The organism is Roseomonas populi (assembly GCF_024594815.1).
GTDB classification, from domain to species: Bacteria; Pseudomonadota; Alphaproteobacteria; order Acetobacterales; family Acetobacteraceae; genus Roseomonas; species Roseomonas populi.
The window spans coordinates 405,757-418,923 of the sequence record NZ_JANJOU010000003.1 but is presented as its reverse complement, the minus strand read 5'-3'; the positions used below and the strand labels follow the sequence as shown (position 1 = coordinate 418,923).

The window sequence follows — 13,167 nt, the reverse complement described above, 5'->3', positions numbered from 1 at the left end:
AGGGTCGCAAGGTGTCGCCGTGCAGGAGAGCAGGAGAGGAAGGGCCGGGGCAGCGTGGCTGCTCCTCCTCGTGGCCCCGCTGCCCGGCCACGCGCAGCAGCCCGGCGGGGTGGAGGGCTGCGAGGAGGCGATTGCGGCCGCCGAGGCCGGGTCCGGCCTTCCGGCCGGCCTCCTCTCCGCGATCGCGCGCACGGAGAGCGGCCGGCCGGATCCCCTCACCCGGCGGGTCGCCGCCTGGCCATGGACGATCAACGCGGCCGGAGTCGGTGCCCACTTCACCTCGCGCGAGGAAGCCGTCGCGCGTGTCCGCGAGCTTCTCGCCCGCGGGATCCTGTCGGTGGACGTGGGCTGCATGCAGATCAACCTTCGCCACCATCCTGCTGCCTTCGCCACGCTCGAGGAGGCCTTCGAGCCGCGCGCCAACGTGGCCTACGCGATCCGCTTCCTGACGGAGCTGCGGCTCCGCCACGGGGAGTGGCCCGCAGCCATCGCCGGCTACCACTCGGCCGATCCCGTGCGTGGCTCCGGCTATCTTCGGCGCGTGAACCTCGCCTGGACGGGAGCCCCTTCCGCCGCGTCCGCCCCACCGAGTCCCGGGTCTGCCGACGGCGGGGGACGGGAATCCAGCGTGATGCGCTTTCTGCCGGCCTCGGCCCGAGTCCAGGTCTTCACCCCCGCTGCACTTACCCCTTCAAGGCATGTCCCCGGCATCGTGACGATCATGCCGGGACGGCGCTGAGGGCGTCTCCTCAGCCCGGAGGCTGAAAGCTGCGCCCGGCAACGATCCGTTCACCATCGCAGGCCAAGAATGGTGGTGACGAAGCGATCCAGGCGCCTCTGACAAAGGCCGTGCTCCCTGGGCCGCTTCGGCAGTTGAGCGCAATTTTTGAGACAATTCCAAAGCGTGTCGCACTCGACAGGACGTCGCTCGCCCCACTCCGGGCGGGGTGCAGGAGAGCAGAGCAACCCCAGAGAGGACTTCAAAGCATGAGCGACGTCATCGGAATACTTAGGACCGCCAAGGCCCTGCTGCAGGATCGCAAGGGCGTCACCGCCCTGGAGTACGGCCTGATAGCGGCCGCCATTTCCGTCGTGCTGATCACCGCCGTGCCGTCGTTGGCAAGCGCCCTGTCGGGCGTCTTCGGGCGCATCACGACAGCCCTGAACTGACCGCGCAAGTGGCCGCCCCAGGCGGCTGGGCCCAACTGGGCGCGGCCGACCGCCGCCCGATCTGAGAGGAAAACGGCGATGGAGAGGATTGCGATAGACCTTCTGCCCGGGGCCTTCTCCCTGGTAGCGGTGGCGCTGCTTCTCCTCGCTGCCTGGCACGATCTGGCCACCCGCTTGCTGCCGGACGGCATCGCCCTTGCGCTGGCGTCCGGAGGGGCCGCTGCCCATCTCACCCTCGGCGATCTCGGCAGCAGCCTGCTCGCCGCCGGGCTCGTCCTTCTCGGCGCCGCCCTGGCTTGGCGCTTGGGCGCGCTGGGCGGCGGCGACGTGAAGCTTCTCGGCGCCTGCGCCCTCGTGGCGGGCGCGGCCGGCGTGCCCCTGCTCCTTGCCGCGACGGCGCTGGCGGGCGGGCTGCTCGCGCTGCCCTATCTCATCGGCCGCCACTGGCCGCCCGCGCTGCCGGCACGCGGCGTGGCGCGCGTCGCGAGGATCTGGCGAGCGAGCTGCGCCGGATCGGGCGCGGCGGCCCGCTGCCCTACGCCCTGGCGATCGGCGCGGGCACCGTCGTCTCCCTCCTGGACCGGGGCTGAGAGCGCCATGCGCGGCGTGCTCCTCCTTCTCATCCTCCTCGCGGGCGGGGCCACTGCCGGCGTGGCCTGGCTCGGCCTGGCGCCGGCGCCCGACGCACCGGCGCCGGCCGCGCAGGAGCAGGCGCCGCGCGGCCGATTCCTCGTCGCCGCGCGCCCGGTCCGCGCCGGCGCCCTCGTCCGGACGGAAGACCTCGGCTCCGTCGAGACGGAGATCGCAGCTGCCCCGCCCGGTGCCGTGCGCGACGGGCCCGAGGCGCGCGCGGAGGTCACCGGCGCCATGGCGCGCCGGGCCATCTCGCAGGGCGAGCCGATCCGGCCGGGCGACGTGCTGCGGCCCGGCGAGCGCGGCTTCCTGGCCGCCGTCCTCGCGCCCGACATGCGGGCCTTCGCCGTCTCGGTGGATGCCACCACTGGTGCCGCGGGCCTGATCTGGCCCGGCGACCGGGTGGACCTGTTGCTGACACAGCAAGTGAACGATGAGGCCGTGCCCGCCTACCGCCGCGTGTTCGGGGAAACGGTGCTGCGCGACCTGCGCGTGATCGCGGTGGACCAGGCGATCGTGCAGGGCGCCGTGGGCGCCTATCCGGTGACGACACAAACCGGATATTCGACGAACTGGCCGAATGGGAGCACATCCTTAAGGACACCTCGCTGGCGCAGCCGCGCCCGCCCTCTTTGTAGCGGGGGCGGCCATGTCATTGATGGAGACCTTCAGCGCGGCTGCTGCCGCGCCGGGCAACCCTCGTTCTAAGCGCCAAAGCCCGTTCAGTATCCGCCTGACGCCGAACGAGCGCGCCCGCCTGGCTGTTGAGGCCGCGGGCGCTCCGCTCGGCTCCTACATCAAAGCCAAAATCCTGGGTGATGGGGTGCCGGTCCGGCTGCGCCGGAGTGGCCTGCCGGTCGAAGACCGCAAGGCGCTCGGCCAGGTTCTGGCCGCGCTGGGCTCCTCCCGGATCGCCAGCAACCTCAACCAGCTCGCCCATCTGGCGCATATCGGCGCGCTCCCGGTCTCGCCGGAGATCGAGGAAGAGTTGCGCGAGGCCGTCCAGTACTTACGCGACCTGCGCCGCCTGCTGATGGCGGCGCTCGGCCTTAAGCCGGAGGGCGCGCCATGATCCTGAAGGCCAGCCAGCGCGGCGGCGGCCAGGACCTGGCCGCCCACCTGATGCGCACCGACGACAACGAGCATGTCCGGCTGCACGAGTTGCGCGGCTTCCTCTCGGAAGACCTCAGAGGCGCGTTCAAGGAGGCGGAGGCGATCAGCCGGGGCACACGCTGCCGCCAATATCTCTTTTCCCTGTCTTTAAGCCCGCCTGAGCAGGAGAGGGTCAGCCCGGAAGCCTTCGAGGCCGCGATCGACCGGATCGAGGACCGGCTCGGCCTGGAGGGCCAGCCGCGCGCCATCGTCTTCCATGAGAAGGAAGGCAGGCAGCATGCGCACTGCGTTTGGAGCCGGATCGACGCTGGCACCATGACCGCCTGCCAGCTCTCCTTCTTCAAGAAGAAGCTGATGGCAGTCTCCCGCGACCTGTACCTGGAGCATGGCTGGACCATGCCGAAGGGCATCGAGTCTGCTGGGAGCCGTGATCCCACCAATTTCAGCCTGGCGGAATGGCAGCAGGCCAAGCGCCAAGGCGTCGATCCGCGCTGGATCAAAGAGACGCTGCAACAAGCCTGGGGTGCGTCCGACAACGCCAAGGCGTTCGGGCGCGCCGTCGAAGAGCGCGGCTTCTTTCTCGCCAAAGGCGACAAGCGCAGCTTTGTCGTCCTGGACTTCAATGGCGAGGTCTATTCGCTGCCCCGCCAGCTGGGCTTGAAGACCAAGGAGGTCGCCGCCCGGCTGGGTGACGGGGCCGACCTTGCCAGCGTCGAGGCCACTCAAAAGCTGATCGGTGAGCGGATGACGCCCGCGATCCGCCGCCATGTCGAGGAGAGCCGAAGCCGGTTCCTCAAACGCTCGGGCGCGCTCGGCCAGCAAAAGGCCGAGCTGACGCAAGCGCATCGCAATGCCCGCACCGCGCTCGATCAGCGGCTTGAAGCCGAGTGGCGGGCCGAGACCAAGGTGCGCCAGGAGCGCGTCCCGAAGGGACTGCGCGGCCTGTGGCACCGGATCACCGGCAAATACCAGGAAGTGCGGGCGCAAAACGAAGCAGAAGCGCTGCGCTCCCAAGAGCGGCAGGCGCGCGAGCGCCAGGCGCTGATCGACGCGCAGCGCGAGCAACGCGCGGCCTTGCAGGAGAAGTTCAAGGCGCTGCGTCAGGAGCAGGCCCGGCAGCTTCTGGAGCTGCGCAAGGACGTGGGCCGGTTCCTCTCATTCACCAAGCAACGGGACCGCGCTGCCGAGCAGCAGCGCGATCTTGGCAGCAGCCGAGGGCTGCGCCTCGAACGGTAATCCTCTTTTCAACAAAGGAGTGTTTTGCCATGTCTTCGAACAACAGCAACGATAACTCAGGACTTGCTATCGGGATCGCTTTTATCGGCGGCTTCGCGATTATATTCGCGGCCATTATCTTTGCGCTGATCGCCTTCGTGTCGTTGATCTTCACGGCGATGGCGATTGTCGCCTGGAACAAGCCGCTCGTCATTGGCAAGTTCAGGCTGGAGCCGGAGGAGGCTCGGCGGTTCGTCTATCGCGGCCTCGCTGGCATGGTTTTCCTCCCGGCCTTCGTCATGTTCTGCGCCGTGGTTTTCAATGTGTATATCGTGGATCAGGCCTGGGGCTATTTGCTGATCGCGGGCTACGCCGCCGGTTCGCTGGGCATTGAAATCCTGACCGCGCAGGATCAGCCAGCGCAGGCGCAGGACGCGGGCAATATGGTCATCCTGCCGCCGCAGCCTTCGGCTGCGCCTCCAGCCTCTCAGCGCCCACTGCCGCGCCAGCCCCAGGAGCCCTTCCGCTACGCCAGCTGGGATGACGAGGAGGAGACCCGGAAATGAGCCTGGGCCGCCTCGTTGAACTCTACCAGTTCTTCTGGATGTTCGAATCCCATGCCCAGCAGCGCTTGGCATGGGAGGATGCGGCGCAAGCCCGCATCGCCCGTATGCGGGCCGAAGCGCAGGCCGCCCAGCAGATGCGGGCGATGCTGCTTGCCAACCCGTCCGGGGCGCTCGGCCATGCGCGCCTTAATGACCGGGACGCGCTGGAGCGGAGCGGCCTGCTATGAGCCCGCCCGTTCCGATGCCGCGCCCCGGCCTGCGCCGGGGGATCGAGCTGGGCTTCTACGAAGGCCAGCCGCTGATCTATGACGGGACTGAGCCGGTGGCGATCGACGCCCAGGCCGGAAAAGGCAAGCTGACCCGGTTCCTCGGCGTCAACCTGGTCTCGCCGCGCACGGCGCATCTCTCCAAGATCATCACCGATCCCAAGGACGCCGAGCTGGCCTGGGTGTCCTGGAAAACCCTGGAGCGGCAGGGCTATTGGGTGCGGTTCATCAATCCCGGCGGGCTCTACGGCTATCCATCCGAGACCTACAACTTCAACACAAAGCTGCTGGAGGTGGCGGCGCAGCCGGGGCTTCGGTCCATCGTCGGCGAAGCCGCCTATGACGCCGCAAGCTATCTGGTGCCGGTCGATCCGCATCCGGGGCATAAATGGATCGGCCAGGGCGTGCGAACCTGCTTCGCGCTCTACAACAAGATCGCGGCTCTTCATCCATCCGAGCGCTGGCCCTGCACGCCGGGCGGATTGTGGGACTTCTACGGGCGGGGGCGGCAGGAGGTCGCCGACGATCTGCTGCTATGGGCCAGCCTCGGCGCGATGGAGGAAGACTCCGGCATGTGTCGCTTGGTCGCCAACTTGACCGAGAGCCGGGATCAGTGGAACGCCTATTCCTCAACCATCATCGAGCGCTTGCAGGGCTATCAGCCCGGCGCGGCGGCGCGGGCGGCAACGGACCGGAACTCGTTTGATCCGGCAAGCATGAAGCAGGAGCGGACAGCGCTGTTCGTGATCGGCTCAGCGCGATCCGATACCAGCCGGGCCTTCGTGGGCGCAATGACGGCAGCAATCATTGAGCGCTTCGCCGACGCGCACGGCCCCTTGCGGGCGCTGCTGGTCGGGGAGGAGTGGGGCCAGCTCTATGTCTCGAACTTCTATGAAGTCCTGACCCTCTACCGGCAGGGCGGGATCAACTTCCTCGGCGTGTTCCAGAACGCGGCGGCGCAAGTGGAGACGCGCTACGGGCGGGAGACCGCCCGCATCTGGAAGAAGGCGGTCGCGCACACGCTATATCGGGGCCTGCCGGATACCGACACGCTGAAGGATATCGAGCATCGCTCGGGGCGCACGTCCGTGATGGTCCGTGGGTTCAATCACAACAATAACCAGGTCAACGGCTCCGGTGACAATCTGGTAGAGCAGGCCCGCCCGCTGCTCCAGGTGGAGGATATCAGGGAGGCGACGGGCGGCCAGTGCGGGCTGCTCGATGCGCGGGATGCCGGGTTCTTCGTGGTGGACATGCCGGAGTTCTGGCAGCGGCCTGAGATGGCCGGGCTGCTGCGGGACGTAAGGCAAAGGCCGGACAAGCATGGCTGGCTGTCGCGCCTGTCCGCGCAGCCGGAAGCAGCTTCCCTTGTATCTGGCAGGGAGCGCTGACCATGGGCAACGTGGTTGGACTCGCCGGACGGTTCGAAGCCAACGTGCGCCGCCAGATGGAGGAATGGGCTGCCTGCGACCCGGCCTCCTATGTGGGTTCGGATTGGTGGCAGCTCTCGGCGGAAGAAGAAGCGGTGTTCGGGATTGACCGGGAGCGCTTCCCCGTCATGGCCTGCGCGCTGTTCGCCTATGAGGTGTTCAAGGATGCGGCGCAGGCCGATGACTTCGGGCCGGGTGCTGTCTTGCACGATGCGCGGCTGCGCTTCCCACAATGGGCGAAGCTGCGCGTGATTGATGCGGAGCAGTTTGCCGCCTTTGCGGCTCAGTTCTGCGGTCTGACCGTGCGTGAGGCACATGCAGTCTACTGGAAGCATAAGTTCTGGAACGTGCGGGGCGGTGTAGTGCGGTTCGCCGATGAGCAGCGGAATTGAGAGAGAGGTTCAGCTCGTCTGAACCTCTGCCCTTCGGCGAGAATGGGGGTGCAAGCGGAGGAGCGCCTTCGCAGGGACCCGGCTGCAGGGAGCGAAGCGACCGAAGCTGGGTGGAAGGCGCTTCGCAGCGCGCCGGGGGCGAAGCTCTAAGTAACTCTCGCTAGCACAGAGCAGCAAGGTCAAAGCCATGAGCCCTCGAGCTTCGCCGCATGGGCGGCCTCGCTGTACTTAGTTCGCAACAACATGGCTCCCAGCATCAGGGAATGTGTGTTAAAACTGGCCTATGGCACGCAAGAAAAGAAGCTCCGCCTCCGGGGAAGTTGCCGCAATCCGAGGTTATGGGCGGCAATACGAATATGCAGCATGTCTCATATACCGGCACATGCAAAGTGGCGATCTCCAATCGTTGATCGTCGGGTGCGAAGAAGCTGGGCCATTCGACGATATTCTGATAACAACTGCGACCTCACTTTCGGCGACCCAGGTGAAGAGTGAAGTCGATCCGAAATCCGTTAATGTTCGCACGGAACTTATCGACAATAAGCTGATTGTGGATATGGCGGAGAGCTGGCTCTCGCTCGGAAAAATTTCCGGCGGTCGTCGAGTAAGCTTGCGGTACGTGTTTGGTGGATACTTCAGCAGAAACGACGTCAGCTTAGCTAATCCAAGCGCGTCCGGCGGCAAAAGACATAGTGCCGAGTTTGCTCGCTTCCTTAATCGAACAGATTTGACGCCAGGTGATGTTGATGGCTCCCAGTGGAGTGATACATTAGCTGCCTTTCAGAAGCTCAGCAATTTGAGCGATGCGGATTTTTTGTTCTTTATCAACTCGATTGAACTGTTCGACCGGGACGAACTTCAGCGGAACCTTCCCACAAACTTTCCGCCACGCGAAAAGCGCTTTGTTGAGGATATTAAGCATACGCTTCCTGACTTGGTGATGGGGGCGGATGAAAAGTCTGTCTGGACAGAAGTTGAACTCGTCCAAAAGCTCGGTTGGCAGTCTCGTCTCAGCCAACGGAATAGCCACGTCTTCCCGGTGCCAGAAGACTTCCAAGAAAACGACCCAACTACTGACGCTCTCATAAAGGGGATCAATGAAAATGTTTCAGGGTACCTTTCCCTCCTAGGCCCTCCAGGAACGGGTAAGTCAACATTGCTGCAGAGAGCGATTTTCTCAAACGCAGATTTCAGCGTGTCCCGGTACTTGGCCTTTGTTCCCAACGATCGGCATGGGCTTGGTAGGGCCGAGGCAGGGGAATTCCTTAACGACTTGATTGCAGAACTTCGGAGTTTGGGGTTTGAAGCATCACGGTATTCGATCGACGATCTATCAAGTCTTAGGTCGGAGCTTCAGTCGCAACTTGTCCAAGCCCACAATCAGTTTAAGCGGACCAACCGCAAGACAGTGATCGTTATTGATGGTCTTGACCATATTCCGCAAGAAGAGAACCCCACAGCCAGTTTTCTGAGCGAGTTGCCGGCAGCGCATGCTGTCCCGGAAGGTATCCTGTTCATCCTGGGCTCCCAGCACCTTGAGCTAAGTGATGTCCATGCCTCGATCCAGCAGCAGGCTGGAGCCCCTGGGCGCCGCATAGACATCTCTCCACTTTCGCGTGCTGCCGTGTTCGCAATGGCAGATGCAGCACCGCTGCCTCATTATATCGAGCGTGAAGATGTATATCTGGCTTGCTTGGGTCACCCTCTGACTGCTCGATACTTGATTGGCGCTCTAAGGGGAGCAAGCACTAGAGAAGAAGCTGAACGAATCCTGTCACATGATAGGGGAATCGGTGTTGCGCTTGAACAAATTTATGCGCGTGTTTGGAAGGCCGTCGCCCCAAAAGCTGATCAAAAGAGAGGCCTTGGGCTTCTAGCTCGTGCGGAAGGCGGGCTCACTCCCCAGCAACTTGCATCTATAGTCGGGGATGAAGCCGTCGAAGGGATGCTTGAAGAGGCCGGTTTTCTGCTATCAGAAGCAAAAGGCTGCCGTTTGAGCATCTTTCACAACAGTTTTCGCCTTTTCATAATTTCTGAGACTAGCAAGCGCTTCCTCAAGACGGACCAAGGCCTAGAGCTAGAATTCAATCGCACTTTGGCCGCTATAGCCGAGATGAGCGATAAGAATGATCCACAGTACTGGATGCGGTTGCGATACATCGCTCGAGCCGGGCAAAATGATCAGGTGTTGCTGATAGGAACACCAGAGTACTTCCGGCAATCTCTGGCGGCATTTAGGTCCCGCTCGGACGTCGCGGTCGACCTCAGGCTAGTTTACGCGGCCATCAAGCCTACTCGATCGAGGCAGTATTTGTTGCGGGCGCTATTGATCGAAAAAGAAGTAGAGTACCGCTTAGAGGCTGTCACCGACTTGGATCTTATTGACATTTCCCTGCGTTTTGGGGATGTCGAGAAAGCTGTTGTGCACGCTTTAGACTTAGATGGTGCTGCCGCGAGTTGGCTCAATCTCGTGGATGTACTTTGGTCTGATGGACAGTATGAACTGGCGCGACGCGTATTCGAGAGGAATGAACCACTAGAACTACTTTTTGGCCGAGACCGTCATAGCACCTGGCGCGATGTCGATGCGGCTTCTGAATGGGTTAAGCGGGCGCATAGATTTCGGCCTCTCGAAAGGTTGCTCAACATCATCGAAAATATTCCCTTCGACGAAGCCTTTGTGCGCGAAGGGCAAGGCGACGAAATGCGAAGTCGCATCAAGTTTGCCTTGGCGCGGGGAATAATAGCGGACAGTCCCACCGCAAGCGTGGATGAGCTCACTTTGAAGATCGGCTTGAACGAGGAACACACAGCTTGCTTACAAGTTGAGGCAGCGAGTGAGCGCGTGAGAGTTGGAGCTTCAGAACTTGCACGCACGGCGTTGCTGAACTTACCTGAAACCAATGTCGGTCTATCATGGCGTATTTCAGCTGCACGGCTCGCTGTCGACTTGAGCGAAAAAATGCTGGCCTCGTCGATTTTAGGGGAAGTCGATTTGAGAGGGATAAAGGATCGTGATGAAAATCTAGAGCACAAATGTATACTGATCTACAATGTGCTTTCCTTGTCGGCCATTCTTGGCACGAAGTACACATTGAGTCCGCCTGAGGGTGCATTCTCTGCCACAATCCAGGCGAAAATAGTAGAACTCGCAGCGATCCGAAGTAGTGCGTCTGGCAATGATGATAAGATGCTGGCCAGGCGTCTTCTTTCAGTCGTCACTTATGTTTCGCAGTTCAAGCCGGACTGGAGAGATCACGTATCTCACAAGTTCCTCGGCTTATTGTCCATGTTCTGTGCACTGATTGTGAGGATATCTCGTAAAATTGGCACCGAAACTTTTCGAGGGATAGTCGCTGAGATAGACAAAAGATGCGACGAAATCGGCAACAATATCGCCTCATCAGAGGCTTTCCGTCTGGCCTTTGCTAAGGAGGTGTTCCTAATCGATGGCGATGTTGACGGTGCACGCAATAGGATCAGTCACCTTCGGGACACGGAACGGCACGGAAGAACCCCGCAGGATGTAGTGTCAAGCCGCGCGGCAATCGCGTCAGCTTACGCCGATATCGGATGCATCGAAGAAGCTCAGGCATCATTAGACAGCATACATCAGGACACCTTCGGCTATTGGCTTAGAGCGAAAAAGGAGCCCCAATATGAGTTCTGGATATGGTCGTACACAACTGCTTGTGCCGCCTGTCCAGGTAAAGCTAGCGACCATGCTCTAGAATTTGCACGGTTCTTGATTGGAATGGACCTCACAGAGGGAGATGAGACTGCGCGCCGCGTTGTTCCAGACCTTCTAACCGCGCCCGCAGTTAGCATGTCAGCTATCGCCGGAATAGTGAAACGGCTAACCGAGACTGACCTTACTTCTTGGCACCAAATAGTTGAATGCATATTGACGGCGGTCGTGAAGTCGGAGAACCCACGGCCTGAGATGTGCCTTGAGCTCTTCGCTCGGTTGTATGTTCCCTTTGCTGGTAGAGGCAGTTCGTTCCTACCTGCAGCGCTGTCAAGTTCGCTACTGGCAACCACGATTCGGCCTGAGGTGATCCATCGTCTTGTTGAAGCGGTGATGACTTGGGCGCCTCCAACCTCGCGAGCCCTAATTCTTAGCGATGTCGCTGCTGCCATTCCTGACGACGTAGCGGTGAACACTGCACTCGCACAAGCAGAAGCGCGGTTGGAGCAGGTCAGGGGTAGAACGACTGGGTCGGAAACAAGCCAGGACTATACAAAGGAATTTTCGTCGCAGTCTCTGCAGGAGCTGCTTCTCGAGGGCAGTGGCGAATCCTCGTATTCAGAGCGCGTTGATTATAGTTACGCGCGTGCCGCAGAGGCCTTAGTTCAATTCGCCAGCTTGGTCGAAATAGAGGCGTTCATCCTGCAGCGTCCGATATTGGTGCACGATGCTCGGTTCCTTATAGCCTGTGCTCGACGAAATCTGTCAGAAGGAAATCGCAGGCGCGCAACTGAACTCTTTGGCCTTGCGGAGCGGGCTGCATTCTCGGGGCACTGGTCCACCTTTATGGGTGGCCAAAAAATCAGCTTGCAACAGCTTCGGGTGGAGTTGTTCGGTGAAAGCGGACGGGAAAGCGGATTTGATACACTGATAGATGAGCTTGCAGCGGGACAAACAAGCGGCACGTCGCTCTTCCTGAATTTAGATCAGGTTATGGAATCTATCTCGGTGACATTGCCATTCGGCGACCTGTGGACTGAGACCATTGAGCACCTACGGCACTATCGTGAGTATCGCCTTTCAAAGGTTGTTAGTGCGGACGAGAATGTAAATGATTCGGATCAGATGTTGGCTTTTCTGATCGGCCGCGCGCTTTGTTTCAATTGTCCAGAACTCACTCACCATGCTAGAGGAGCTGCGCTCGCTATCGCACGTGACCCGAATGGGGCGGTTTGCTTTCAGCATCTTCTCTTGCGTTTGGAGGAGCATGAGGAGGGCCTGCGAGAGGCTATCTGTCTTGCCCGGCGGGCACGCGATGTGTCGACGGTACGGCATATAATCTTTGAGTTCGCCGAGCGTCACATGGCTAGTACTGACTATGTAGTATCAACCCAGGCCAAGATCGTTGTTGAGAGTTTAGGAGGGCACGCAACTTCCGTGAAAGAAGCCCTGCCACCATACTACTCCATTAAATTTGAGGAAACCGGACGCGAGGACAACTTCGATGCGCCGCCAGGGCTGACGGCGGTTACCCGTCCCATGTGGTCTGATGATCCGTGGACGTGGACCACGACGGCTCCAACGGCATTTCATATGTTGTCGCGGGCGTCCGAATTTGATGTTGGATTACTGCGCCGCAGGTGTGCTGTATTCATGCAGCGAGAAGGTGGCCGGCATGTTTTTGGCCCCGAGGCTGAAGCAGATGTGACAGCCACACTCAAGAGGCTTGAATTGAAGTTTCCCTGGCGGCGATTGATGCCAATGGCAGAGCGACGGGGTCTTTCCAAAATTGTAGGAGAACTGGTCGCTGCAGATTGTATAGATGCGGGCGCACTTCAGCTTCTTTGGAGCGAACTCAGTGCCCCTTCAATCAAGCCACCTCCTCCAGAACCAAGCCGGAGTCCAGAATGGGTCCGTTGGCCGACAATTCCGAGAAAGCAGTACGGAGGCATTGATGGCCACCTGTGGCTGGAAGAAGCTGAAGAATGCTTGTTTGTTCCTGTCGTTGAAGATTGGCTAATTGTTGCCGAGGAGCGCTATGTTAAGTATCGGGCGCACCGAGCCAGTTTCGACTCTGCGCGGTTCTCTGTTCCTATTTCGGTATCGCTGGACGATATGGATGAAGACCTCTCACCAATTCCGCGGTTATACTCAATCGATGTTCCCTCGCCGACTTACAGAGCCGAGGAGAGCGTTGGTTTTTCAAAACTTTGGCAACCCTACTTTGGCGACATTAGTGATGCAGTGATCACGCTCTGTCCATTCGCCTTAAGAGACCTGGGTTGGAAACGATCCCCTTCTAATCTCCTCGATGTGCTGGATAGCTCAGGACGCGTCGCTGCGAGGACAGTGCGATGGGTGGACGGCACCGATGACCCGGATACATACGACGTCGAGGCGTTCGGGCGCGGCCAAGCGTTGCTCGTGAGGCGAGCAGCTCTCGCCCAATTCGAGGCCGTCTTTGGGCCTCTTCGCATCGGAGTAAAAGGAATACGGTCTGTTCACGATGGTGAACGCAATCAGAGTAGGACTGTTGCGGCTAGAGCTGATTAGTCGTTTAACATCCTATTGAAAGGATCGCTGATGGATGACGCGATCAAACATGGATTGTTTCCCGGTGGGCTCACCTTTCCCTGCCGGTGAGTTGATTGCTTTGTAGTCGATGGGGTCCAGGGGAGAGCGAAGTCTCCCTTG

10 protein-coding genes are annotated in these 13,167 nt (G+C 60.7%); all 10 read left to right on the top strand.

The window, feature by feature from the left end; all coding sequences use genetic code 11:
- Positions 1–19: 19 nt before the first annotated feature.
- Positions 20–739 (top strand): transglycosylase SLT domain-containing protein, encoded by a 720-nt coding sequence (locus tag NRP21_RS07355; RefSeq protein WP_257715522.1) that lies wholly within the window; start codon positions 20–22, stop codon positions 737–739.
- A 248-nt stretch (positions 740–987) separates the two neighbouring features.
- The gene (locus NRP21_RS07350) at positions 988–1,170 is read left to right on the top strand and encodes a Flp family type IVb pilin (RefSeq protein WP_257715521.1); all 183 of its coding nucleotides are present in this window, start codon (positions 988–990) and stop codon (positions 1,168–1,170) included.
- 78 nt (positions 1,171–1,248) lie between these two features.
- On the top strand, positions 1,249–2,511 hold the full coding sequence (gene cpaB, locus NRP21_RS07345) for a Flp pilus assembly protein CpaB (RefSeq protein ID WP_257715520.1): 1,263 nt from the start codon (positions 1,249–1,251) through the stop codon (positions 2,509–2,511).
- Complete coding sequence (locus NRP21_RS07340; protein ID WP_257715519.1) at positions 2,462–2,875, top strand: MobC family plasmid mobilization relaxosome protein; 414 nt, start codon at positions 2,462–2,464, stop codon at positions 2,873–2,875. Before cpaB ends, NRP21_RS07340 begins: the two co-directional genes overlap by 50 nt.
- Complete coding sequence (locus NRP21_RS07335) at positions 2,872–4,152, top strand: relaxase/mobilization nuclease domain-containing protein (RefSeq protein WP_257715518.1); 1,281 nt, start codon at positions 2,872–2,874, stop codon at positions 4,150–4,152. The genes NRP21_RS07340 and NRP21_RS07335 overlap by 4 nt, the downstream gene beginning before the upstream one ends.
- A 29-nt stretch (positions 4,153–4,181) precedes the next feature.
- Positions 4,182–4,697: a hypothetical protein gene (locus NRP21_RS07330; RefSeq protein ID WP_257715517.1), complete on the top strand. Its 516-nt coding sequence runs from the start codon at positions 4,182–4,184 to the stop codon at positions 4,695–4,697.
- On the top strand, positions 4,694–4,924 hold the full coding sequence (locus NRP21_RS07325; RefSeq protein WP_257715516.1) for a hypothetical protein: 231 nt from the start codon (positions 4,694–4,696) through the stop codon (positions 4,922–4,924). The genes NRP21_RS07330 and NRP21_RS07325 overlap by 4 nt, the downstream gene beginning before the upstream one ends.
- The gene (locus tag NRP21_RS07320; RefSeq protein ID WP_257715515.1) at positions 4,921–6,354 is read left to right on the top strand and encodes a type IV secretory system conjugative DNA transfer family protein; all 1,434 of its coding nucleotides are present in this window, start codon (positions 4,921–4,923) and stop codon (positions 6,352–6,354) included. The genes NRP21_RS07325 and NRP21_RS07320 overlap by 4 nt, the downstream gene beginning before the upstream one ends.
- A 2-nt stretch (positions 6,355–6,356) precedes the next feature.
- Positions 6,357–6,785, top strand: a complete 429-nt coding sequence (locus NRP21_RS07315) for a hypothetical protein (RefSeq protein WP_257715514.1) — start codon at positions 6,357–6,359, stop codon at positions 6,783–6,785.
- Positions 6,786–7,068: 283 nt separating this feature from the next.
- On the top strand, positions 7,069–13,026 hold the full coding sequence (locus NRP21_RS07310) for a P-loop domain-containing protein (protein ID WP_257715513.1): 5,958 nt from the start codon (positions 7,069–7,071) through the stop codon (positions 13,024–13,026).
- Positions 13,027–13,167: the final 141 nt, after the last annotated feature.